This window comes from Pseudodesulfovibrio sp. lm2024 (assembly GCF_051175575.1).
GTDB lineage: Bacteria > Desulfobacterota > Desulfovibrionia > Desulfovibrionales > Desulfovibrionaceae > Pseudodesulfovibrio > Pseudodesulfovibrio caledoniensis.
This window is the reverse complement of the sequence record NZ_CP195092.1, coordinates 1,518,170-1,540,508: the sequence shown is the minus strand read 5'-3', so window position 1 is coordinate 1,540,508 and position 22,339 is coordinate 1,518,170. Positions and strand designations below refer to the sequence as shown.

22 protein-coding genes, 2 tRNA genes and 1 pseudogene are annotated in these 22,339 nt (G+C 61.2%); 17 read left to right on the top strand and 8 right to left on the bottom strand.

Annotated elements, in window-relative coordinates; translation table 11 throughout:
• The first annotated feature begins 12 nt into the window (after positions 1-12).
• The 7 genes and pseudogenes from ACR42D_RS07120 to ACR42D_RS07090 all read left to right on the top strand — a co-directional run bounded on the left by ACR42D_RS07120 (position 13) and on the right by ACR42D_RS07090 (position 5,738).
• On the top strand, positions 13-453 hold the full coding sequence (locus ACR42D_RS07120; protein ID WP_484566132.1) for a hypothetical protein: 441 nt from the start codon (positions 13-15) through the stop codon (positions 451-453).
• A complete protein-coding gene (locus tag ACR42D_RS07115) occupies positions 363-2,444 on the top strand; it encodes a DMSO/selenate family reductase complex A subunit (RefSeq protein ID WP_484568449.1) in 2,082 nt (693 codons plus the stop codon). Before ACR42D_RS07120 ends, ACR42D_RS07115 begins: the two co-directional genes overlap by 91 nt.
• A 13-nt stretch (positions 2,445-2,457) precedes the next feature.
• Positions 2,458-3,078, top strand: coding sequence for a DMSO/selenate family reductase complex B subunit (locus tag ACR42D_RS07110; protein ID WP_484566131.1), 621 nt, complete (start codon positions 2,458-2,460; stop codon positions 3,076-3,078).
• Between the two features lie 2 nt (positions 3,079-3,080).
• A complete protein-coding gene (locus ACR42D_RS07105) occupies positions 3,081-3,947 on the top strand; it encodes a dimethyl sulfoxide reductase anchor subunit family protein (RefSeq protein WP_484566130.1) in 867 nt (288 codons plus the stop codon).
• Between the two features lie 50 nt (positions 3,948-3,997).
• Positions 3,998-4,645, top strand: a complete 648-nt coding sequence (locus tag ACR42D_RS07100) for a TorD/DmsD family molecular chaperone (protein ID WP_484566129.1) — start codon at positions 3,998-4,000, stop codon at positions 4,643-4,645.
• Positions 4,611-4,841 (top strand): annotated as a pseudogene (locus tag ACR42D_RS07095) (4Fe-4S binding protein); the annotation flags it as partial. The gene ACR42D_RS07100 and the pseudogene ACR42D_RS07095, both read left to right, overlap by 35 nt.
• An 84-nt stretch (positions 4,842-4,925) precedes the next feature.
• Complete coding sequence (locus tag ACR42D_RS07090; RefSeq protein ID WP_484568448.1) at positions 4,926-5,738, top strand: NADH-quinone oxidoreductase subunit I; 813 nt, start codon at positions 4,926-4,928, stop codon at positions 5,736-5,738.
• Positions 5,739-5,882: 144 nt separating this feature from the next.
• Here the strand turns inward: ACR42D_RS07090 and ACR42D_RS07085 are convergent, their stop codons facing one another.
• Positions 5,883-6,470, bottom strand: coding sequence for a glycerol-3-phosphate responsive antiterminator (locus ACR42D_RS07085; protein WP_484566128.1), 588 nt, complete (start codon positions 6,468-6,470; stop codon positions 5,883-5,885).
• Positions 6,471-6,900: 430 nt separating this feature from the next.
• Here ACR42D_RS07085 and ACR42D_RS07080 point away from each other — a divergent pair, with 430 nt between their 5' ends.
• The 6 genes from ACR42D_RS07080 to ACR42D_RS07055 all read left to right on the top strand — a co-directional run bounded on the left by ACR42D_RS07080 (position 6,901) and on the right by ACR42D_RS07055 (position 12,743).
• Complete coding sequence (locus tag ACR42D_RS07080; protein ID WP_484566127.1) at positions 6,901-7,704, top strand: HAD-IIA family hydrolase; 804 nt, start codon at positions 6,901-6,903, stop codon at positions 7,702-7,704.
• A gap of 3 nt (positions 7,705-7,707) precedes the next feature.
• Positions 7,708-8,574 (top strand): carbohydrate ABC transporter permease, encoded by an 867-nt coding sequence (locus ACR42D_RS07075; protein ID WP_484566126.1) that lies wholly within the window; start codon positions 7,708-7,710, stop codon positions 8,572-8,574.
• Entirely contained in the window at positions 8,564-9,394 is an 831-nt protein-coding gene (locus ACR42D_RS07070; protein ID WP_484566125.1) for a carbohydrate ABC transporter permease, read from the top strand. Before ACR42D_RS07075 ends, ACR42D_RS07070 begins: the two co-directional genes overlap by 11 nt.
• Before the next feature lie 11 nt (positions 9,395-9,405).
• Positions 9,406-10,254, top strand: coding sequence for a phosphodiesterase (locus tag ACR42D_RS07065; protein WP_484566124.1), 849 nt, complete (start codon positions 9,406-9,408; stop codon positions 10,252-10,254).
• Positions 10,254-11,360, top strand: coding sequence for an ABC transporter ATP-binding protein (locus tag ACR42D_RS07060; RefSeq protein WP_484566123.1), 1,107 nt, complete (start codon positions 10,254-10,256; stop codon positions 11,358-11,360). Before ACR42D_RS07065 ends, ACR42D_RS07060 begins: the two co-directional genes overlap by 1 nt.
• 138 nt (positions 11,361-11,498) lie before the next feature.
• Complete coding sequence (locus tag ACR42D_RS07055) at positions 11,499-12,743, top strand: ABC transporter substrate-binding protein (RefSeq protein ID WP_484566122.1); 1,245 nt, start codon at positions 11,499-11,501, stop codon at positions 12,741-12,743.
• Positions 12,744-13,113: 370 nt separating this feature from the next.
• Here the strand turns inward: ACR42D_RS07055 and ACR42D_RS07050 are convergent.
• Positions 13,114-13,205, bottom strand: a tRNA-Ser gene (locus tag ACR42D_RS07050).
• A gap of 198 nt (positions 13,206-13,403) precedes the next feature.
• Between ACR42D_RS07050 and ACR42D_RS07045 the strand changes: the two genes are divergently transcribed.
• Entirely contained in the window at positions 13,404-13,835 is a 432-nt protein-coding gene (locus tag ACR42D_RS07045; RefSeq protein ID WP_484566121.1) for a Fur family transcriptional regulator, read from the top strand.
• On the opposite strand, the gene ACR42D_RS07040 is transcribed toward ACR42D_RS07045, so the two are convergent.
• Entirely contained in the window at positions 13,836-14,825 is a 990-nt protein-coding gene (locus ACR42D_RS07040) for a hypothetical protein (RefSeq protein ID WP_484566120.1), read from the bottom strand.
• Between the two features lie 376 nt (positions 14,826-15,201).
• Between ACR42D_RS07040 and phnF the strand changes: the two genes are divergently transcribed.
• Entirely contained in the window at positions 15,202-15,975 is a 774-nt protein-coding gene (gene phnF, locus ACR42D_RS07035) for a phosphonate metabolism transcriptional regulator PhnF (protein WP_484566119.1), read from the top strand.
• Here the strand turns inward: phnF and phnE are convergent, their stop codons facing one another.
• From phnE to ACR42D_RS07020, 3 genes are read right to left on the bottom strand one after another with little or no spacing between them, the layout of a single operon-like run.
• A complete protein-coding gene (gene phnE, locus ACR42D_RS07030; protein WP_484566118.1) occupies positions 15,976-16,815 on the bottom strand; it encodes a phosphonate ABC transporter, permease protein PhnE in 840 nt (279 codons plus the stop codon). It abuts the gene before it with no gap.
• Entirely contained in the window at positions 16,808-17,602 is a 795-nt protein-coding gene (locus ACR42D_RS07025; RefSeq protein ID WP_484566117.1) for a phosphonate ABC transporter ATP-binding protein, read from the bottom strand. Before ACR42D_RS07025 ends, phnE begins: the two co-directional genes overlap by 8 nt.
• On the bottom strand, positions 17,602-18,483 hold the full coding sequence (locus tag ACR42D_RS07020; protein ID WP_484566116.1) for a PhnD/SsuA/transferrin family substrate-binding protein: 882 nt from the start codon (positions 18,481-18,483) through the stop codon (positions 17,602-17,604). Before ACR42D_RS07020 ends, ACR42D_RS07025 begins: the two co-directional genes overlap by 1 nt.
• Positions 18,484-18,785: 302 nt before the next feature.
• Between ACR42D_RS07020 and ACR42D_RS07015 the strand changes: the two genes are divergently transcribed.
• Positions 18,786-19,943: an alpha-D-ribose 1-methylphosphonate 5-triphosphate diphosphatase gene (locus ACR42D_RS07015; protein WP_484566115.1), complete on the top strand. Its 1,158-nt coding sequence runs from the start codon at positions 18,786-18,788 to the stop codon at positions 19,941-19,943.
• 3 nt (positions 19,944-19,946) lie between these two features.
• On the opposite strand, the gene ACR42D_RS07010 is transcribed toward ACR42D_RS07015, so the two are convergent.
• Positions 19,947-20,288 (bottom strand): DsrE family protein, encoded by a 342-nt coding sequence (locus tag ACR42D_RS07010; RefSeq protein ID WP_484566114.1) that lies wholly within the window; start codon positions 20,286-20,288, stop codon positions 19,947-19,949.
• A gap of 346 nt (positions 20,289-20,634) precedes the next feature.
• Between ACR42D_RS07010 and ACR42D_RS07005 the strand changes: the two genes are divergently transcribed.
• Positions 20,635-22,068, top strand: coding sequence for a deoxyguanosinetriphosphate triphosphohydrolase family protein (locus ACR42D_RS07005; RefSeq protein ID WP_484566113.1), 1,434 nt, complete (start codon positions 20,635-20,637; stop codon positions 22,066-22,068).
• 90 nt (positions 22,069-22,158) lie between these two features.
• Here the strand turns inward: ACR42D_RS07005 and ACR42D_RS07000 are convergent.
• Positions 22,159-22,252, bottom strand: a tRNA-Ser gene (locus tag ACR42D_RS07000).
• Positions 22,253-22,339 lie beyond the last annotated feature (87 nt).

The window sequence follows — 22,339 nt, the reverse complement described above, 5'->3', positions numbered from 1 at the left end:
TAGAGAGTAGGTATGAGTAGCAAGACAACAGAGCATCCCGGCAAGACGGGAAGCGTGAGCCGGCGCAGTGTCCTGAAGTGGACGGCCGCCCTCGGCGGTCTCGCCTCCATTTCGGGGGGAGGCCTCTTCTACGGCCTCAAGCGGGCCAACAGCCAGCCGAAGACGGACGAGAAAACCGTCTGGACGACATGCAACGTCAACTGCGGCAGCCGCTGCCTCCTGCGGGCCCACGTCACCGACGGCGTGGTCACCCGCATAGAAACGGACAATTACGGCGACGAGGAGTACGGCCTGCATGAAATCCGCGCGTGCCTGCGCGGCCGTTCCATGCGCCACCGGCTGTATGCCCCGGGCCGGTTGAAATACCCCATGAAGCGCGTGGCAAGCGCGGCGAAGGCAAGTTCGAACGCATTTCCTGGGACCAGGCGCTGGACGAAATCGCCGAACGCCTGAAGAAGACGCTGGACCAATACGGCAACGAGGCCGTGTACGTGAACTACGGAACCGGCAACCTCGGCTCGGTCCTGTCCAACGGCTCCTCGTCCAAATCGCACCTCTACCGCCTCATGAACAGCCTGGGAGGCTATCTCAACCTTTACGGTTCCTACAGCACCTCCCAGATAAGCCAGGTCATGCCGTTCATGTACGGCCACCGGCTCAAGAACAACGCCCTCAGCGACATCGCCAACACCAAGCTGGCCGTCTTCTTCGGCAACAATCCCGCCGCGACGCGCATGAGCGGCGGCGGCCTGATCTACGACCTGCTCGAGGCCAAGAAAAAGAGCGACGCCCGGATCATCGTCATCGATCCCCGGTTCACGGACACCGCCGCCGCGGTGGCCGACGAATGGATTCCCATCCACCCCGGCACGGACGCGGCCCTGGTCAGCGCCCTGGCCTACGTCATGATCACCGAGGACATGGTGGACCAGGACTTCCTTGATCGCTGCACCATGGGCTATGATGAGGATTCCCTTCCCGAGGGCATCCCGGCCGGCAATTCCTACAAGTCCTACATCCTGGGCAAGGGCGACGACAAAACGCCCAAGACCCCGGCCTGGGCCTCCAAGATCACCGGCATCCCCGAACAGCGCATCGTGCAGCTGGGCCGGGAGATCGGCACGGCCAAGCCCTGCTACGTCTGCCAGGGCTGGGCGTCCCAGCGCCAGGCCAACGGCGAGCAGAATGCCCGCTGCATCACCATGCTCTCCATGCTGACCGGCAACATGGGCCTGCAGGGCGGCAGCACCGGCGTGCGCGAAAGCAGCACGAGCCTGCCCATCGCCCTGTTCCCCAACCTCAAGAACCCGGTCAAGAAGTCGATCTCCGTCTTCACCTGGACCGACGCCATCAAGCGCGGCGCGGAGATGACCGCCCTGCGCGACGGCGTGCGCGGCGCGGACAAGCTGGACGTGCCCATCAAGTTCATGTGGAACTTCGCGGGCAACTGCATCATCAACCAACACTCCGACTCCAACGAGACCACCCGCATTCTCCAGGACGAGTCCCTGCTGGATACCCTCGTGGTCATCGACAACTTCCTCACGCCGAGCGCGCGGTTCGCGGACTACCTGTTGCCCGGCACCTTCAACCTCGAGGAAGACGACATGGTCAAGCAGGGCTACTCCGCCCATCTCCATTACGTCCTCTTCGCCCAGAAGGCGGTCGAGCCCTTCTTCGAGTCCCGTTCCATCTACGACATCAGCGCGGAGATCGCCAAGCGCCTGGGCGCGGGCGACATCTTCACCGAGGGCCGCACCCGGGACCAGTGGCTGCGCAAGCTCTATGACGACACCCGCGTGAAGGTCCCGGAACTTCCCCCCACCCTGGAGGAAGCCTTAAAAATGGGCGTGTACAAGCGCAAGGTGGCCGAACCGCCGGCGGTGCCCTACAAGGATTTCCGCGAAGATCCCGAGAACCACCCGCTGCCCACGGATTCCGGCAAGGTGGAGATATTCTCGCCCCGCCTCTGGGAGATCGGCCACACCTGGGAGTTGCCCGAGGGCGACAAGATCACCGCCCTGCCCGAGTACGTTCCCTGCTGGGAAGGCGTGTCGGATCCGCTGAAGGAAAAGTACCCCCTGCAGCTCATCGGGCACCACTACAAGCAGCGGACCCACTCTTCATACGGCAATGTCGACTGGCTGAAGCAGGTCGCGCCGCAGGAACTCTGGATGAATCCGCTGGACGCCGGAAAACGCGGCATCAAGCCGGGCGACAAGGTCAGGGTCTTCAACGACCGAGGCACCGTCATCGTGCCCGTCAAGGTCACGCCGCGCATCATGCCCGGCGTACTCAGCCTGCCCCAGGGCGCCTGGTACAATCCCGACAAGGACGGGGTGGACCACGGCGGGTGTGTGAACGTCCTGACGTCGCAGAGGCCCAGCCCGCTGTCCAAGGGCAATCCTCAGCACACCAACCTCGTCGATGTCGTCAAGGCCTAAGGAGAAACTCAACATGTTCAAGCGTCCCGCTTTTTATATCGACACCACCCGCTGTACCGGGTGCAAAACCTGCATGATCGCCTGCATCGACAAGCACGACCTCCCGGAGGGCGTACTGTGGCGGCGAGTAACCGAATATGTGGGCGGCGACTGGGTCACCCGTGCGGACGGCACCTACACCCAGAATATCTTCGCCTACTACCTGTCCATCGGCTGCAACCATTGTGAAAACCCCATCTGTGTGCGCTCGTGCCCGACCACGGCCATGCACAAGGATGAAAACGGCATCGTCAGCGTGGACCACGACAAGTGCGTGGGCTGCCGCTACTGCGAATGGGGCTGTCCCTACTCCGCTCCGCAGTTCAACCCGGAACTGGGCAAGATGACCAAGTGCGACTTCTGCCGGGACTACCTGGAGCAGGGACTCGATCCCGCCTGCGTCGCGTCCTGTCCCAACAGGGCCCTCCACTTCGGAGAGCATGACGAACTGGTGGCCAAGTACGGCGAAGTGTCGGTCATCGCCCCGCTGCCGGATCCGGCCATCACACAACCCAACCTGCTGGTGAAGCCGGGCCGCACCGCGCAGCCCGCCGGATCGAAAAACGGCAAAATCAGTAATCCGGAGGAGCTTTAACCATGTTTTCCAGTGATTGGAGCCTCGTACTCTTCACCGTCCTCACACAGACGGCGGTGGGCATCGTCGTCATATCGGAAATCACCCGGCTTACGGTCGGCAAGAGCGGAGCAACCCTGCGCTGGCAGGTGCCCGCCGCCTGCCTGCTGACCGCGTTGGGTCTGATCTTCTCCCTGACCCACCTCGGCACCCCGCTGCACAGCGTCTTCACCATCCTGAACCTGGGGTCCTCCTGGCTCAGCCGTGAAATCCTCTCTGTGGGCGTCTTCCTCCTCCTCATCCTGCTGCTCATGCTGCAACGGAGGAAGAATCCCGAGGCCAAGGCCGTCCCGCTGGCGGTCGCCGCCATAGTGGTCGGACTGGGCGCTGTGTTCGTCATGACCAAGGTCTACCTGCTCCCCACCGTCCCGGTCTGGAACTCCATCTCCACGACCATCGGCTTCTACGGCACCATGCTGCTCTCCGGCGCGGTCGCCGGCGGGCTGGTCGGCAGCCTGGAGATGCGCCACGGCGCCGACGGCGGGTCCTCCGGCACGGCCATGATCGCGACCTTCAGCGCGGCGGCCATGACCGGGCTCGTGCTCAAGTTCATCGGCATCGTCCTGAGCATGATCGCCCTGAACAACGCGGACAGCTTCGGGATGAACGGCCTGGCCATGGTCGCCGATCAAGGCGTCGCTGCTTTGGTCGCCCGCATCGTCATGATCTGCGCCGGAGTCACCCTGTTCATCGGATTCGCCTTCAAGGCCATGCACGCGCAGGTCAAGCACTTCGTCAACCCGGCGCTCTGCGCCGTGGTCCTGGTGCTGGCGGGCGAGATCATCGGCAGGCTCATGTTCTACGGAACCTACCTGCGCATCGGCATCTAACAACGACAACAAAAGGCCCGGAGGCACGCCTCCGGGCCGCCCATTCAGTCATGAACACCCAAGAATTCGGCGCATGCGCCATGGCCCTGAACCTCTTTGCCCGGCTTTTCCTTGAAGCGCCGGACCAGATCTTCCTGTCCCAAATCGGCGAAGCCCGCGTCTTCGACCAGTGGCCCCTGCCCTGCCCGGACCGCGAGGCGGCCGACGCCCTGCAATTCCTGCGCACCGCACTGGAACCGCACGGCGAGTCCCGGGCCTCGGCGATGAACGGCGAGTACAACGCCTTGTTCCTCAGCCCGGACCATGCCGTTCCCCTTTGGGAATCCGTCTGGACCACCAAGGACCGGCTGCTTTTCGACGGCCCCATGTTCGACGTCCGGGCGCAGTACGCGCGCTACGGACTGGCCTCCCCCAACCCGGACCGCGAACCGGACGATCACATCGGCCTTGAGCTGTCCTTTCTGGGCGGAGTCATGGGCTGCGCGGCCGAATCCCTCGAGAACGGCGACGCCGAGGCCGCCCGGACGCACGCCGACGTGGCCGACGCCTTCCTGCAACAACACCTCTTCGCGTGGGCGCCCCGCCTTCTGGCGGCCGTGGCCGAACGCGGAGAAGCCCCTATCTACGGCGCGGTCGCCCTGCTGTGCGGCTCCGTCCTCGACCATGCCGCAAACGTGCTCAAGGAAGCCCGGGCCTAAGCCCGACAAGGCCCGCATGCGCCTGGCAGTCGTCGTCACGCCGTCACTCTGCCCCGAGACCCTCGGGGGACATTGCGCGCGCTGCCTGGACGCCTGCCCCGCTGAAGCAATCCTCCTAAATAGCGGTCCCGCACTCCAGACTGAAAAATGTATGGAGTGCGGGATCTGCGCTGCGGCATGCCCCACCGGTGCGCTCTCCTTTCCTGTTACGGACGGCCTGTTGCGGCAAGCCCGACGGCAAGCAAACGACCCGTTGGTCCTGGTCTGCGCACAGGCTGATGTGAAAAATCGAGACGAAACGGCGCTGGGGGCGTGCCTGTCGAGCCTGGACGCGGAATCCCTGCTCGCACTCCATCGCGGGCGGCAAGACGCCATACCCCTGGTCTGCGGGGACTGCGGCCGTTGTCTCCGCGGGGATCATGGACGGGGGCTGCGCCGGGCCGTGCGCACGGCAAAGACCGTGATCGCCTCCGCCCGGCCCACGGAGCGCTCCCCGTTCGTCATGGCGCTGCGGCGCGTCGGCACGCGCCGCAAACCGGCGCAGGCCACGAAAAGGGCCGTTTCCCGCAGGGATTTCCTCGGCCTGCTCAGGGGCAAATGCGGGCCGGTATCGCCCGCTACCGAAGGACCGTCCCCGAAACGGATGACGCCTGCGGAAGGCATGGAACCGTCCAAACGGGAGCGCCTGGCCCGCCTGCTCGGCGCGCTCAAGGCGCGGGGCCCGGTCCCGGAAGGACTCGCTGGCGGCCGCGTCCGGAAAAGGGAAAACCGTACGTGCTCCGCCTGCGGCGCATGCGTTCGCACCTGTCCCACCAAGGCCCTGACCCTGGAAACAAAAGGAAATACCCGTACCCTCGCCTTCAACGAGGCCGCCTGCGTGGGGTGCGGCTCCTGCGCCCGTGTCTGCCTGCCGGGCTTCCTGGAATGCGCGGATACCACGCTCGAGGCCATGGCCTCCGGGACGACGACCGTCCTGTTCTCCGCCCCCACGGGCCGCTGCCGCCGCTGCCGCACCGAGTCCACCGCCCTGTCCGCAGACGGATTCTGCCCGATCTGCTCCCGAAAACGGTCGGGCATGCAAGACCCGGCCTAGCCGCCGAACATTTGCTGAAAGAACACCAATAAAGATCCCGCCCACCCAATCCCGGTGGCATATCGTTTTCCATGAATAAGGCTCGGTGGAGCTGGAGAAAACGGCGATCCTCTTTCCGTCCCTGGCGGAAGCGGACGGCCTGGATTACTCGCCCTTCGAAGGGAGGCGGGACCAAAGGGAGACTTCCGACGCCGAGATGGCGGCCGCCGGAGTGGCGAGCATGGCCTCCACTTCCTGCGGAGTGGATATCATGCCGCCGGTGATGATGAGGGGGCTGATCCGGTCATGGATGGCCTGGACGGCCTTCGGCATGAGGCCGGGCATGATCTCTATGGCGTCGGGGCGATACTTCTCCACCGCGTGGACAGCCGTCGCAATGGAACGGGAGTCGATCATGAAAACGCGCTGGACAGTGACCAACCCCAGCTTGCGCCCCTTTTGTATGATGCTTCCCCGGGTGGTGATGACGCCGTCAAAGGGACACAGCCCTTGCAGCAACTCCAACCCCGCCGCAGTGGGAGCAAGCCCTTCCACCATGTCATAGTGAATGAAGACGGTTTTCCCATGCGCCCGGAGCAGGTTCGTGGCCTGTCCCAGTTCCTTTATCCGGGCATGCAGCATGAAAATGGTGCTCACGGGCGATTCCAGGGCCAGAGAGACGTCGCGCAAATCCGCCACGGCGGCAATGACGCGCTCCCGGCAGATTGTCTGAATGACGGTTGCTGTATCCATGGCGACTCCTCCGCAAAATGGGTTCAAGGCGACATGCCGCCTCGCCGGGCGGCACGGGCACCCAATGTAGTCCGCCTGCGGCATAAGACGGTTTCTCTTCACGTTTGGCATGCGCAACACGCAATCACCGCGTGCCCTACCATCCTTTTGCGGCATTATCGTGACGGGACCGCGACAGCATTGAAACGAATAAAGTCATAAATTTCACTTGTTTTTGATTGTTTTTGGGATACATTGACTCTGGCCGCGATAGAGAAATTGTGAAAGCGGCGTCGTATCTTTTCCAGAAAACCATTCCGCACGCCAGCCGACAGCCTGGCGGAAGACGTTTTCTGCAAAATATAGGGCGCCGCTTTTTTGTTTTCACGAACAGCTAAATCCAAATTGACGAGTACCAATGAATATGATCGCCGACGTTCCCCGAGGCCTCATGAAGACGCGCCTCTTCCTCTTTGACGTGGATGGCACGCTCATCAACGGCGCACGCCGGATCACCGGGGCGGTGGAATGCTTGAACGCCATTGCCGCCCAGGGGTCCAGGGCATGCATCCTGACCAACAACTCTTCCAGGAGCCGCAAGGAGTACCGGGAGATCTTCGCCGGATTGGGCTGTGACATACCGGAGGAGAACATCTTTACGGCGGGCGACATCGCCGCGCATTACATCGCCTCCCGTTGGCCCGGTGCCACGGTCTACGTGCTGGGAACGGGGGCCCTTGAGGAGGCATGCCGCGAGCAGGGTCTTGTGGTGACCAACGAAATGGCGCGGCAGAAGCCCGAAGTGGTCCTGGTCGGACTGGATCCAACCCTGACCTACGGCAAGCTCGCCGAGGCCTGCGCCCACCTCCGGCAAGGAGCGCGCTACGTGGCCACGCACCCCGACCGCCTCTGCCCGGAGGCCGACGGCGCCATGGTGCCGGACATCGGCTGCACCCTGGCGTTCATAGAAATGGCCACGGGAATGACCCCGTTGGTGATGGGAAAGCCGAACCCCTACATCCTCGGCGTCATCATGGAGCGCCACCAGGTTCAGGCCGACGAAATGGTCATGGTGGGCGACCGGTTGTCCACAGATATCGCCCTTGGCGCACACAGCAACCTCCAGACCATTCTGGTGTGCAGCGGCGCGACTTCCCTGGCCGACTACGAGTGCTCCCCCTACAAGGCGACCCACGTCTTCGCCCACGTGGGAGAATTGGCCCGGGCACTACAGAACAACGGCAAAGCGAGGTAGAACATGCGCCGGAAAATACAACTTCTGCTCCTGCTGCCCAGCGCTTTCCTGCTGCTGTGCTTCACCTACAAGCCGTTGCTCCAGGCGGCCGTCGGGTCGGTGTACGACTATCGGGTCAGTGCGGCGGGACAGTTCGTCGGGTTCTCCAATTTCCAACGGCTCTTTGCCGATCCCGCGTTTACCGCCTCCTGCATCAACAACGTCATCTTCGTGGTCTTCACCGTGGTGCCCAGCATCATCCTGGCCCTGCTGTTCGCCGTGCTCCTCAAATCCAACACGCGGGCGAACCGCTGGCTGCGCTCACTGTTCTTCTTCCCGTCCCTGATTCCGCTGGTGGCCGCCGCCGCCCTGTGGTCCTTCATCTTTCTTCCCGGCGTCGGGTTGCTGGACCATTACCTTTCCTATTTCATGATCAGCCCCCAACACAATCTCCTCGGCCGAGAAGACACCGCGCTCGCGGCCCTCATCGTCATCAGCATCTGGAAGTACTCGGGATACTACATGTTGTTCTTCCTTGCCGGGCTCCAGTCCATCCCGGACGACGCCCTGGACGCGGCGCACATCGAAGGCGCGTCCGCCTGGCAGGGATTCTGGCACGTCACCCTGCCGCTGCTCAGGCCCACCATGACCTTCGTGGGCACCGTGGCGCTGGTCTACGCCTTCACCCAGATCGACCACATCCCGACCATGACCAACGGCGGACCGGGGCACGCCACCACCGTACTGCTGTATTACATCCAGACCATCACCATGGAATCCCAGGACTATGGCAAGGCCTACGCCGCCACGGCCATCACCGTGGCGGCCCTCTTCCTCCTCACCTGGATCAACAGCGCCCTTCTGGATTCCGGAGCGGATTATGAAAGATAATGTAAAGCCGAAACAGGCATACGGCACCCTGATTTGCGCGCTGATAGCCGCAGTGTGGATCATCCCCTTCCTCTGGATGGTCAGCGCCTCCCTGCGCCCGGACTCCGGCGGACTGAACATCGCTTCGCTCCTCCCCCAGTGGCCCCCCTCCATCCGGTACTTTGAAGACGCCCTCAGCTATGCGCAATGGGGCACGCTCTACTGCAACACGATCATTTTCACGTTCGGCGTGCTCATCGGCCAGCTCTTCGCCATCGTCACGGCGGGATACGTTTTCGCCTTTGTCCCATTCCGGGGCCGGGAGATGATTTTCCGCCTCTTTCTCGTCCAGCTCATGCTCTGGCCCGTGGTGCTGATGGTGCCGAACATGGTCACCCTCAAGTCGGTGGGACTCCTGAATACGCTCACTGGCGCCATGCTCCCCTATATGGCGTCCGCATTCGGCATCTTCATGGTGCGCCAATCCTTCAGAGGCGTCCCCAAGGAGATGGTGGAGGCGGCCACGGTGGAGGGAGCGTCCCTGCCGCAACTCTTCCGGCACGTGCTGCTCCCCGCCATCTGGCCGACCCTGCTCGCCTTCAGCATCGTCAGCGTGGCCACCCACTGGAATGAATACCTTTGGCCGCTCATGGTGCTCAGCGACATGAGCACCCAAACCCTGACCATCGGCCTGGTCAGCTTCACCACCAGCGCCGAATCCGGATCGGAATGGGGACTGATCGCGGCCGGGACGCTGCTCGTCTGCCTCCCCATCACCATCACCTTTATCGTCTTTCAAAAACGGTTCATCAGCAGCTTCGGCTTCACCGAATACAAATAACGAGGAATCCCATGCTTATCGCCCATATCTCCGATCTGCACATCAGGCCGCACGGCGTGAAACTGTACGACTTCATCGACACCAACGCCCTCATCAGCCAACACGTGGCGACCATCAACATGTTGGCCAAAGGGCACGACGCCCCCGACGCGCTACTCATCACCGGCGACATCGTCAACTGCGGACAGCCCGCCGAGTACGCCATGGCCCGCCGCATTCTCGGCCAGGTCACGATCCCGCTCTACCTGATCCCCGGCAACCACGACAACAACGACCATTTCCTGGACGCCCTGGCCGATCTTTGCCCGCCCCTTGAAGGCGTGACACCCGGAAAACCCAACAACATCCGCTACACCCTTGAGGACTTCCCCGTCCGGTTCATCCTTCTGGACTCCACCGTGGCCGGGGAACTCGGCGGCGCGTTGGGCCAGGAGCAACTGGCGTGGCTGGATAAACAGCTGGGCGCGCAGCCGGACAAGCAGACCGTCATCTGCATGCACCACCATCCGGTTCCCTGCGGCAACGCCCACATGGACGCCATCCGGTGCGCGGACGGAACCGAGCTCATGGCGCTGCTCAAAAAACATCCCCAGGTGACGCGCGTGATCTGCGGGCATACCCACCGAACCATTTTTCAAGCCGTAAGCGGCATCACCGTGTGCACCGCGCCGGGCGCGGCCCATCAGGTGCCGTTTCACTCCACCGACCTGGACGGCTCCTACACTCTGGAACCGCCCGCCATGTACCTGCATCGCTACACCCCTGAAACAGGGCTGGTCACATACAGCCGCGCGCTCGCGCCCTTTGCCGGGCCGTATCCCTTTGACAGCGCTTGCGGCTGCCCCGAAGGAGAGTGCTAATGGGCAAGATTTCCCTGCATAACGTACGTAAATGCTTCGGCGAAACCGAAGTCATCCGGAACATGTCCCTGGACATCGAGGACGGCGAGTTCATTGCCGTGGTCGGTCCGTCCGGCAGCGGCAAGTCCACCGTGCTCAGGCTGATCTCGGGGCTGGAACCGGTCTCGGAAGGGACCGTTTCCATCGCGGGACGGGACGTCACCGGGATGCATCCCAAAAAGCGCGACGTGTCCATGGTCTTCCAAAACTACGCCCTGTATCCGCACATGACCGTCAGGCGGAACATCCTCTTCGGCATGAAGCTCCGCAAGGAGAGCAAGCAGGCGCAACAGGCGGCCCTGGACAGGGTGACGGACATCCTGCACCTGGACGGCCTGCTGGACAGAAAGCCCCGGCAGCTCTCCGGAGGCCAGCGCCAACGGGTGGCCATGGCCCGCGCCATCGTCCGCCAGCCCGAAGCGTTTCTCATGGATGAGCCCTTGTCCAACCTGGACGCCAAGCTCCGCAACGAGGTGCGCCTTTCCATTATGGAGCTGCACCAGCGACTGGGCACCACCACGGTCTACGTCACCCACGACCAGATCGAAGCCATGACCATGGCCCACCGGATCGTGGTCTTGCGGCGCGGCGTCATCCAGCAGATCGGGACTCCCCAGGAGCTGTATCAATCCCCGGCGAACCTGTTCGTGGCGCGGTTCATAGGCTCCCCGGCCATGAACATCCTTGACGTCACCTGCGAGAACGGCAGCATCCGGCTGCCCAACGGGGTGGAGATCCCCACCCCCGCGTCCGTCAAGCCCCTGCTCAACAAGGTCAAACGGGCATCCATGGGCATCCGCCCCGAGCACATCCTGCTCTCGAACGGTCACGGCATCACCACCCTCCAGGCGCCTGCCGAGATGTGCGTTCCGTACTCCGGCACCCTTTCCGCCGTGGAAATGCTGGGCAGCGACATCGTCCTGCACACGACACGGGAATCCAACGGGCTGCGGGTCAGGATCGCCAACAGGGGCGTCGCCTATGCGGCAGGGGAAACGACGAATTTCGTGCTCGACCTGACCAAGGCGCATTTCTTCGCCACGGAAAGCGAGCATCGATTGAACTGACGGCAACGGCGTCACGCACCCGCAACCGTGCGGGCACGAGTGCACACCACCAAACAGTGTTAGGAGAAAAAAATGAAAATCTTTCGTGTCACGTTATGCTTGGCTCTCGGTGCGGTATTGCTGCTTGGAAGCAGCGCTTTGGCCGCAACGAAAATCGACCTGATGTTCCCCTCCCCCGTCCAGGGGAAACTGGCCATGGAAATGACCAAGATCATCGACGAATACAACAAATCCCAGTCTGAAGTCGAAGTTCGCGGCATCTACACCGGCAGCTACGACACCACCAAGGTGAAAGCGGAAGCCGCCGCCAAGGCAGGCAATCCCCCGGCCCTGGTCATCATGATGGCCAACCTCATCCCTGACCTCGCCATCAACGGCTTTATCGCCCCCATGCAGACGCTGACCCGCTTCGGCAACGTGGACGCCAACGAGTTCCTGGCCGACGAGTTCTGGCCCGCCCTGCGCAAGAACGCTTCCTTCAACGGCGAAGCCTACGGCATCCCGTTCCACAACTCCACCCCGGTGCTGTACTACAACAAGACCATGTTCCAAAAAATGGGTCTCAAGGTTCCCACCACCTGGGATGAACTGGTGAGCGTGGCCCAAAAGCTGACCAACAAGGACGAAGGCCGCTGGGGCATCATGATGCCGAGCACCAACAACGACTACGGGGGGTGGGTCTTCGCCTCCCTGGTCATGGCCAACGGCGGCCAGTACTTCAACAACAAGTACCCCGGCGAGGTGTTCTACACCGCCCCCACCACCGTCGGCGCGCTGACCTTCTGGCGCGACCTGGTGTACAAGCACCACGTCATGCCCGCCGGCGTCATCAACTCCAACACCATCTCCGCCACCTTCTTCGCCGGCAAGCTCGGCATGGCCGTCCTGTCCACCGGCGCCCTGGGCTACATGCGCTCCAACTCCAAGGACTTTGAACTCGGCGTGGCCTTCATGCCCAAGCATGTCACCAACGGCGTGCTCATCGGCGGCGCTTCCCTGGTCACCTTCAAGGGCATCTCCGAAGACCAGCAGAAGGCCGCCTGGAAGTTCGTGAAGTACCTCGCCAGCCCGGAAATGTCCGGCCGCTGGAGCCGCTTCACCGGCTACTTCGCTCCCCGCAAAAAGGCCTATGACCTGCCCGAGATGAAACAGTACATTGACGAGCATCCCAACGCGAAGATCGCCCTGGACCAGCTCCGGTACGCCCAGCCCTGGTACGCCACCTACGAAACCATCGCCGTGCGCAAGGCTATGGAAAACAACCTGGCCCGGGTTCTCAACGACCCCAACCTCAGCCCCAAGGATGCCGCCAAGGCCGCCCAGGACGAGGCTGATTCCATCCTCGCCCCCTACGTGACCAAGACCGCACTCCAGCTGCCGTAAGGCCTTACGCACGCAACGCCAAGGCCCCTGCGGAATCTCCCGCAGGGGCCTTTTTGCATAACGCCACCACTCCCGTCGGCGGACCTGGCCGCCCCCCCCCCGCTCCCTGAACATAAACTGGGGGCAGGTCAGGGGCATACAGGGCCCCCCTTACAAGCCTTCGACTTGCCCTTCGCATCGGTTAGCTCCATAAAAAGACTCCAAGTGGCACCACGTTGAGTGGATCAATTGGATTTATACCGCCAATGCTTCCATCATTACCCGCTACGTCAAGATGTTTCCTGAGACCTCCGGAAATAATAAAATCAATAAAAAAAGCCCTCATTTTGAGGGCTTATGACACTTTATGAGGCAAAGTGATTTTGTATTTTGGCGGAGAGGGAGGGATTCGAACCCCCGGACGAGTTGCCCCGTCTCTGGTTTTCAAGACCAGCGCATTAAACCGAGCTCTGCCACCTCTCCTTTGGTGATCGACGCGAATTTGCGCGCCGATTTGTGGGAAAACGTTTGTAGAAACCGTACCCCGGAATGTCAAGGTGCAAAAGGGGTTTCGGGCAGTCCCGGACTATTCCCCGCATTTTTGTTCCCATTTGACACCTTCTTTCGCATCCCGTATGAGAAGAATTGACTGAAATTCAAACAAAACGACGGGATATCCCAATGAAAGCCCCGCAAGAAGTCTTTGCCGAATATCTGGCCAACGAGAACCTGAAGATGACGCCCCAGCGGCGGGTCATTCTCGATACCCTGCTCAGGAAAAACGACCATCTCTCGTCCGAGGAGCTCTACGCGCTGGTCAAAAAACGGGACGCCTCCATCGGCCAGGCCACGGTCTACAGGACCCTCAAGCTCCTCAGTGATTCCGGGCTGATCGAGCCCCTGGACTTTGCGGACGGGGTGACCCGCTACGAGCCCTGCTACGGCAAGGACCACCACGACCACCTCATCTGCGAGCAGTGCGGCAAGAACATCGAGATCGTGGACGAAGTCATCGAGCGCCGCCAGGAACAGCTGGCCCAGGAGCACGGCTTCACCCTCATCCGGCACAAGATGTATTTGTACGGTCTGTGCCCGGACTGCCGCAAGAAATAGCTATTCCTCGATTTCGGCCAGGAACTGCGCCAGGGCCGGTATCTCCCCGTGCACGGTATGCCATGTGTACCGGTTCTTCACCTGTTCGCCCTCGGCCATGAACTGGATGCCCAGCCCGATGGAGCCGCCCCGGCCCGAGAAGCGGCTGCGGATGGTGCCCAGCGCCGTGAAAAACGTAAATTTCCGCGTCTTGGGGTTCCAGATGCTGACCCGCAGGATCAACTGGCTGCCCGGGTCCAGCGGCGGCAGGCCGCCCGCCGGATTGATGATGAACATGCGCATCCCTCCGGCCGAGATGTTCTCCACGGACAGGCGGGTGCGATCGTCATAGCGGGCCGGGTTGTTCACGGTCTGCAGCTCCGGCCTGAACATCCAGAAGTTGCGCGCCTTGCGGCCGCTCCACGCCTTGACCCGGACCGCCCCCTCGCGGGCGACCCGCTGGCGCAGGTGCCGACGCCGCAGGATGAACCGGTAGCGCACCGGCGTGAGCAGGCTCATTTCCTTGAGGACCACGCCCCTCTTGCGCACATGGGCCACCAGGGTGGTGAAGGCGTTGATGCGTTTGCCCGAGTAGGCGAAGGGCCGGGTGAAGCAGATGACCGGCTGGTGCCTGAGGTCGGTGAAGGCCGGATTGCCGCCGAGCAGCTGGAGCTCCATCTTGCCGCCGGTAACGCTGGCCACGCGGGCGTCGCAGAGCTTCCGCCCGACCGCGCCGCCGGTGTACAGGCAGACCTCGATGACCACTCCCCTGGAGACCAGGTAGTTCTCCACGGCCTTGCGCTTGCGCCCGCGCAACAGTCGGGCCCCCCAACGCCCGACCACGTGCAGGATGAGCAGCCGGTAGCGCCACAGCACGTAGACCACGGCCAAGGGAACGGCCACGGACAAGGTCCGGAACAGCAGTTCCATAAGGTCGAGGCGCCCCGCACCGCCGAAGGTGCGCTGCACTTCGCGCAGATAATTGGACTGGGCCAGGAATCGGACCATCATCCCACCGCTAACAATTCAAGAGGTTGACGCTCGTAACTTCTATTCCGGACCCGCTGCAATATCAATACCTTCGGATGCATCCGGAAGCCGAGCCAGCCGGGACGCCAACACCTTCACGTCCGCCAAGCGCTGATCTGCAACTTGTAACAGCTCAGGATACAAGAGTATATCCATATCTTACCGCACGCTCGGCACAGGCCGGGGCAATCCCGCTCCAGCAACCACGTACTATCGTTTATCTCCATGCGCAATCGCGGACACCGGCTTCGGCGTCTCCTGCCTTCGAACAGGAATGGGGAGAGCGGATACCGGGACCGGAAGGAATCTTAACCTATCCGATACAGACAAGACGGCCGATCGGTGGCATTGCCTGGCCATGAGCGGACTGAATCCCCACGCCGACGACTCGGACAGGCGGTTTCTGCTGGACAGGAACCACCGCGCCCCGCTGTGGCGGCAGATCGCCTCGGCCCTGGAGCGGGAGATCGCTCGGGGACACTTTGCCCGGGGCGAGCGGCTGCCCGCCGAGAGCACGCTGGCCAAGTGGTACAGCGTCAACCGGCACACCGTGCGCCGCGCCCTGTCGCATCTTCAGGAGCAGGCCCTGGTCCGGTCCGAAAAAGGACGGGGAACGTTTGTCAGCGAGCATGTGGTGGAATACCTGGTTTCGCGGCGCACCCGGTTCAGCGACAACCTGAACCGGCAGAACCGCTCGCACGACGGCGTGCTCATCGGCCACCGGGTGATGGAGGCGGGCGACGCGGTGTCCCGGGCGCTCCAGATCCAGCCCACGGCCCAGGTCTCGGTGCTCGACATCCTGCGCAAGACCGAGGGCCGCCCCCTGTCCCTGACCACCCACTACTTTCCCAGGCCGCGATTCGCCGGACTGCACGAGACCTTCCGCAAGACCGGGTCCATCACCCGGTGCCTCGACGCCCACGGCGTGGCCGACTACTTCCGCGAGGAGACCCGCATCCTGACCCGGCAAGCCACTTCGGAGGAGGCCCGGCTGCTCGGCCTGCCCCGCCACCGGCCGGTCCTGGAGACCCGCTCGGTCAACGTGGACGAACTCGGCGTGCCCGTGGACTTCGGAGTCACCCGCTACGGCGGCGACAAGATCGAGCTGGTCATCAAGACCTTCCTGGACTGATCAGATAATCCGCTTGCGCAGACGCGACGAGAGCTGCTCCACCAGCAGGACCAGGGCGAAGATCAGCAGGATGATGGTCGAGGCCTCGGAGTACATGAACATGTCCATGGAGACCTTGAGCTCGATGCCGATGCCCCCGGCCCCGACCAGGCCGAGCACCACCGACGAGCGCGTGGCCTTTTCCAGGCTGAACAGGGCCGTGTTCACGAACGACGGCAGCGCGGCCGGGATCACGGCGCAGATGACCGTGCCCAGACGGCTCGCGCCCAACGCCTCCAGCGCCTCCTGGGGCCCCTTGTCCACCTCTTCCATGGCCTCGGCGAAGAACCGGCCGCAAAACCCCATGGTGTCGACCATGATCGCCAGGGTGCCCGCGAAGGGCCCCAGCCCGACCATGACCACGAAGAACAGGGCCCAGATCAGGTCGGGCACGGTCCGGAACAAGGCGATGAGGTTCCTGGACAGGTAATACAGGCCCCTGTTCGGCGACTGGCTCTTGCTCGCCAGGATGCCCAGCATCAGGCTGAAGATCACCCCGAAGACCGTGCCCACCAGGGCCATTTGCAGGGTCTCGAGCAGGGACAGGGCCACCGCGTCCACGCGGCGCAGGGACGGCGGGAACATCTCGGAAACCAGGTCCACGATGTACGGGAAGCCGCGTACGAACTCGGACAGCGAAAAGTCGATGTTGCGCATGGAGACGATGAAGAAGGCCAGCCCGGCCGCGTACAGGGCGAAGGACAGCGCGCTCGGCCGGGGAAAGCGGATAGGCAGCAGGGCCGGGTCCGTGGCCTGGCCGTCGAAGACGAACCGGGATTCTCGGCGGGTGCGGTCAGCCATAAATCCTCCGCAACGTTTCCTCGTTCAGACCCGAGGTATCTCTGTCCATCTCGATGCGCCCGTCGCGCAGTCCGACGACCCGGTCCGAATATTCCAGGGCGTGGCGCACCGAATGGGAGGTGTAGACCAGGGTCAGCCCCCGGCTGCGGATGAGCTCCACGAACAGGCGCATGACCTCCTCGCCCGCGTTGGGGTCGAGGCTGGCCACGGGCTCGTCCGCGAACATGATCCGGGGCCGCTGCATGAGCGCGCGGGCGATGGCCACCCGCTGGGACTGGCCGCCCGAGAGCTGGTCCACCCGCTGCTCGGCCACGTGGGACAGGCCGACCAGCTGCAGGCAGCGCATGGCCTCCTGGCGCTCGCCGTCCGTGGCCAGCATGTGCCACCAGACGCGCGGGCCGCGCTTGCGGCTCTGGGCCCCGTGCAGCACGTTGGTCAGGGCGGTCAGGCGCGGCACCAGGTTGTGCTTCTGGAAAACGAAGCCGACCTGGCTGCGCAGCCTGCGCAGGCCGGACCGGCTCAGGGACATGACGTCCGCCCCGCCCATCTCCACGACGCCCTTTGACGGCTCGATGAGCCGCAGCAGGCAGCGCAGGAAGGTGGACTTGCCCGCGCCGTTGGACCCGACCAGGGCAACGGCCTCGCCGCTGTTCACGGCCAGATCCACGCCGTCCAGAATGGTGGTCCGGCCAAAGGACTTGACCAGTCCCTTGACCCGGATCTCCGGATGGTCACCGGCATAGGCCGCCGGGGAGGATTCCCCGGCGGACGTATTGAACTTCAGCATCAGTCACCCACGAATTCCGAGTACTGGGGATAGCCTATGGTCGCGTACATGGCGCGCACGTAGTTGTAGTCGACGTCCTTGACCTTGGGCAGAAAGACCATGCCCTTGTACTTTTGGTTGTCCTCGCCGGTCAGGATGGCGGCGATCATCTCGTCGGAGTGGTCGGCGAATGCGGAGCGCACCTTGACGACCACATCCCTGGACACGTGGGGGCCCACCAGGAGTACGTCGTTGGGCAGGTCCGGGCCGCGCGCGATGACCTTGAAAGCCCCGGCGGACAACTGCTTGTCCCTGGAGCGCATCTTCAGGAACTTGTCGTTGGTGGTGGCGAAGGCGGCCACGTCGCCGCGCTTGAGGGACTCGAAGCCGACCTTGTAGTCCACGTGCAGCGTCTTGACGTCCTTGAGGGGATCGAGCCCATTGTCCTTGAGGATCTGCATGGGGGCCAGGTGCTTGGAGGTGGAGCCCACGTCGCCCATGGCCACCTTTTCACCTTTGAGGTCGGACACGGAGTTGATTCCGCCTGCGGCCAGGACTATGATCGAGCCGAAGTAGTCGGGCCGGGAGAAGCCGACCACGGGCTCGGCGTTGACCCGCTTCTTGAAGACCACGTACTCGGCCGGGCCGGTCAGGACGAAGTCCACCCGCTTGGACTTGAGCGCCTCCACGGCGGCGGTACGGTTGTTGACCGGGAAGAACTCGAAATCATAGCCGGTCAGGCCGCCCAGCTTCTCCTTGAACGCGCCGAACTCCCGCTGGAGTTCCTCCATGCCTTCCAGATCGGTGACGGCCAGCCGGACGGTGTCGGCGGCCAGGGCCCATGCGCCCATGGCGCAGACCATGAGCAGGGCCATGAACAGGGTGACGATCGAACGTTTCATTGCTTCTCTCCATGATTTCCGGTTGCGCCGGTCCTTGCCGACGATCGATTGGGTCACAGAGTATGGCCGTCGCGTTACGTCCAGATTGCGGTTGAACGTACAAAAGCCGAACTTCCCATAGACAAATCAGCGACCTGTCTACTGCTTTACTTTTTCCGCCCCGCTCGCCGAACATGGCCTCCGGTCGGAAAGAGCTGGCGCGCCATTCCGGCAGGAGAGCGCGCCAGGCTTAACCACCGCGCGACCGTCACCGGATGGCCGCGCGACCTTCATGCAGACGAGCGGACATAGAGGAAGAATACATGGATATGCGCATACGAAACGGACGCGTGTTGCTCCCGGACGGGGACGTGCGGCAGACGGACATCATCGTGGCCGAGGGGGTCATCCAGGCGGTCGGGACCGGTAACGGAAGCCCGGCCGGAGGCAAGGCCGTCAACGCCAGCGGCAAGCTGGTGCTGCCCGGCATCGTGGACCTGCACGGCGACGGCTTCGAGCGGCACATCATGCCGCGCGCGGGCGTGTCCTTCAGCCGCTCCCTGGGGCTGCTGGACACGGACCGGACCATGACGGCCAACGGCATCACCACCGCCTTCCACGGGTTGACCTGCTCGTGGGAGCCGGGGCTGCGGAGCCGCGAGGCCGCCCGCGCCTTCCTGGCGGATTTCAGGGCCGTGCGCGACAGGCTCGGCTGCGACACCCGCCTGCACCTGCGCTTCGAGACCTACAATCTCCCGGCACTGGACGAGGTCGAGTCCTGGATACTCGACGGGACCGTGGACATGCTCGCCTTCAACGACCACATCGACGCCATGTTCGCCAACCTGGACCGCTACTCCAAGATGTCCGGCTACCTGGACCGCACCGGCCTGAACCGGGAGGCGTTCATAGACCTGATCACCGAGATCAAGGAGCGCGCGGCCGCCGTGCCCGAGGGCATCCGGCGTCTGGCCGTGGCCGCCGCCGAGCGGGACATCCCCATGGCCTCCCACGACGACCCGGACCCGGCCACACGGTCCTGGTTCGACGGGCTGGGCTGCGCCATTTCCGAATTCCCCCTGGACGAGCCCACGGCCCGCAGCGCCCGCGAACTCGGCGGCGCGGTCATCCTGGGCGCGCCCAATGCGTTGCGTGGCAAGAGCCACATCAACCGGCTCATGGCCCGCGACGCCATCCGCTTGGACCTGTGCGACGCCCTGACCTCGGACTATTACTACCCTTCCCTGCTCCAGGCCGCCTTCGCCCTGGCCCGCGACAAGGTCTGCCCCTTCCCGGACGCCTGGCGGCTGGTCTCCGCAGGCCCGGCCCGCGCCGCCGGGCTGGCCGACCGGGGCGCGATCGAGCCCGGCAAGCGCGCCGACCTGATCATCGTGGACGACACGGACCCGGCCCTGCCCTTCGCGGTCATGACCCTGCGCCAGGGCACCCCGGTCTTCAGCGCCAACGGGCTGGGCATGTAGCCCCTAGGGCTTCACGTAGGCGAACCCCTTGCGCTGCAACTCCACGATCTCCACCACTCCGGCGGGCACCACCTCGCAGCCCGGGCAGAGCCGGTCGGGGTCGAGGCCGAAGTGGGTCAGCGCGTTGTTGCAGACCTTGACGGCCGCGCCGAGGGCGAGCGCCTCGTTCAACTGCGCGGCATACTCGCCGTCCCGGTCCAGCAATCGCACACCCGGCCCGTTGACCACCAAAACCACGGCGGGCTTGTCCTCGGGAAAGGCGTTGAAATAATTCTTGATGTTGCTGAAAGCGATATTCAGGGCCTGGGAATCGTGGTCGAAATGGAACAGTATGTCGTAATTCATATTGGCTGCCTCTTGAAGCCTTCCGGCTGGATTACTCTTAAACACAGTTTGCCCCTCTTGTTTCTTTTCAACCCGAAGGGGGGGCGCGTAAAAAAGTTGTTGCGATATCCCTAGACACACACCCAACGATTCTTTTGGAGTAATACTCCAGACACCTTCCTGATATATTTTGATAAGAAGGGCACCGATTATCTTTTAATACGCCTTGAGGGAATAACCCCACGGGTTCGACAAGACATTTCACTAACGCCGGTTTTATATTGACACGCCTTAGCATTAATGTATCAGTAAACCAGGTGGTTAGCTTACAAGAATCGAACCCTCACGGCTATTTGAGAGGTGCTTTTTGCTTTCAATACAAAGATTTAGAAAAGAAAGAATTTTCTCAGTCCCTGAAACACTTGCTTCGCGCAAAACGGATGAACCAATTTCTTTTTTTAGAAGCAACTTTCAGAGGGACCGTGACCGAATCCTATACTCAAAATCCTTCCGTAGACTTGATGGAAAAACGCAAGTCTTTTTATCCAGATCTAATGATCATATTAGGAACCGCCTTACACATTCTCTTGAAGTAAACCAGATAGCAAGTACAACCGCTAAGGTACTGGGGCTCAATGGGGAACTCACAGAAGCAATTTCTTTAGGCCATGACATTGGGCATACTCCTTTTGGTCATGTCGGAGAGAGGACCTTAAACTTAATCATGAATAACTGTATTAAAGTTTCTCACCCATTCCAATCCCTAGAAGATGGAGAAAGGGGTTTTAAGCATAATTTGCAAGGAGTTCGTATTTTTTCCGATCTACATTCAATATATCCAAACTTACATGGAACAAACCTGACTAATTTTACACTCTACGGCATATTTAGTCACAGCTCTAGCAAATACAAAAAAACGTGTCCTAATCTTCATAGTGGGATATGTTTCAGGAAAGAACGTTTTAAATGCAGAACATCAGGCAGTAGATACGTAGATTTCTATGACAGATACAATACAGATATGACTATAGGCGGCGATGTACTCGCATGGTCTTTTGAAGCGAGTGTCGTTGCATTAGCCGATGAGATAGCACAGAGGCATCATGACATAGAAGATGCAATCCATATGAAAATAATATCTAAGAGAGATATTATAGATAAAATAATAGATTGCTTTAGAAATGTAATTCACAAACAGGAAATAAGCAAACTACACGCTATACTTAATGAAAAGTCATACTTTACTTCACTTATATCTCAATTCATTGTCAATCTATACAACTTAAACCTAATAAGGAATTCTAGATACTCATTATTAAGGTTTGTAAAATCAGTATATATTAAGAATAGAACTGACTTTAAGAATAGCTTCACACTATACAGCCCCAAGATAACACAAAATGTTATCAGATTTAGTGATGAATTTTTAAGTGCCGACAAACGTTTTCAAGAATTTTTACGATCCACAATACTCAATTCACATAAAGCACAAAGGATGGATGGTAAGGGATCATTTATTATAGAAAAATTATTTAAAGCTTACTTTACCAATCCACGCCAACTACATGATTCAACAATTCTTGCCGCATTCAATATGTACGAAGGCAAATCACAACAGATAGAAAACATTAGCAAGATACAACTTGGAGATTATCGTAATATCGTCGCCTCAGCAGAAATGAGATCCAATCCCTTCTTTGAAAAATCCTTGATGCGTGCAATTTGTGACCACATTGCGGGCATGACAGACAATTTTGTTATTGAAGAATATTCAAGGCTTTACGGCGAGAAGCCCGTATAAAATTGCACCCCAGATTACGCCAAACACTATACAAATCTTCAAAGGCACGAAAAAAGGCTTACGATGTACATCGTAAGCCTTTTTGCTGTCTGGCGGAGAAGGAGGGATTTGAACCCTCGTATGAGCTTTACACCCATAACACGCTTAGCAGGCGTGCGCCTTCAGCCAGCTCGGCCACTTCTCCAAACTCTTTGCGCGCGTAAAGACGCTGTACGCATTGAGGAAAGTCCGTCTACACTTTTCCCGCGCGGATTGTCAATAAAGATGAGCC

Excerpts from the sequence above, each read along its gene's own strand:
- ACR42D_RS07120 (WP_484566132.1), top strand. The coding sequence starts at position 13 with ATGAGTAGCAAGACAACAGAGCATCCCGGCAAGACGGGAAGCGTGAGC.
- ACR42D_RS07110 (WP_484566131.1), top strand. The coding sequence starts at position 2,458 with ATGTTCAAGCGTCCCGCTTTTTATATCGACACCACCCGCTGTACCGGG.
- ACR42D_RS07105 (WP_484566130.1), top strand. The coding sequence starts at position 3,081 with ATGTTTTCCAGTGATTGGAGCCTCGTACTCTTCACCGTCCTCACACAG.
- ACR42D_RS07100 (WP_484566129.1), top strand. The coding sequence starts at position 3,998 with ATGAACACCCAAGAATTCGGCGCATGCGCCATGGCCCTGAACCTCTTT.
- ACR42D_RS07085 (WP_484566128.1), bottom strand. The coding sequence starts at position 6,470 with ATGGATACAGCAACCGTCATTCAGACAATCTGCCGGGAGCGCGTCATT.
- ACR42D_RS07080 (WP_484566127.1), top strand. The coding sequence starts at position 6,901 with ATGAAGACGCGCCTCTTCCTCTTTGACGTGGATGGCACGCTCATCAAC.
- ACR42D_RS07075 (WP_484566126.1), top strand. The coding sequence starts at position 7,708 with ATGCGCCGGAAAATACAACTTCTGCTCCTGCTGCCCAGCGCTTTCCTG.
- ACR42D_RS07070 (WP_484566125.1), top strand. The coding sequence starts at position 8,564 with ATGAAAGATAATGTAAAGCCGAAACAGGCATACGGCACCCTGATTTGC.
- ACR42D_RS07065 (WP_484566124.1), top strand. The coding sequence starts at position 9,406 with ATGCTTATCGCCCATATCTCCGATCTGCACATCAGGCCGCACGGCGTG.
- ACR42D_RS07060 (WP_484566123.1), top strand. The coding sequence starts at position 10,254 with ATGGGCAAGATTTCCCTGCATAACGTACGTAAATGCTTCGGCGAAACC.
- ACR42D_RS07045 (WP_484566121.1), top strand. The coding sequence starts at position 13,404 with ATGAAAGCCCCGCAAGAAGTCTTTGCCGAATATCTGGCCAACGAGAAC.
- ACR42D_RS07040 (WP_484566120.1), bottom strand. The coding sequence starts at position 14,825 with ATGATGGTCCGATTCCTGGCCCAGTCCAATTATCTGCGCGAAGTGCAG.
- phnF (WP_484566119.1), top strand. The coding sequence starts at position 15,202 with ATGAGCGGACTGAATCCCCACGCCGACGACTCGGACAGGCGGTTTCTG.
- phnE (WP_484566118.1), bottom strand. The coding sequence starts at position 16,815 with ATGGCTGACCGCACCCGCCGAGAATCCCGGTTCGTCTTCGACGGCCAG.
- ACR42D_RS07025 (WP_484566117.1), bottom strand. The coding sequence starts at position 17,602 with ATGCTGAAGTTCAATACGTCCGCCGGGGAATCCTCCCCGGCGGCCTAT.
- ACR42D_RS07020 (WP_484566116.1), bottom strand. The coding sequence starts at position 18,483 with ATGAAACGTTCGATCGTCACCCTGTTCATGGCCCTGCTCATGGTCTGC.
- ACR42D_RS07015 (WP_484566115.1), top strand. The coding sequence starts at position 18,786 with ATGGATATGCGCATACGAAACGGACGCGTGTTGCTCCCGGACGGGGAC.
- ACR42D_RS07010 (WP_484566114.1), bottom strand. The coding sequence starts at position 20,288 with ATGAATTACGACATACTGTTCCATTTCGACCACGATTCCCAGGCCCTG.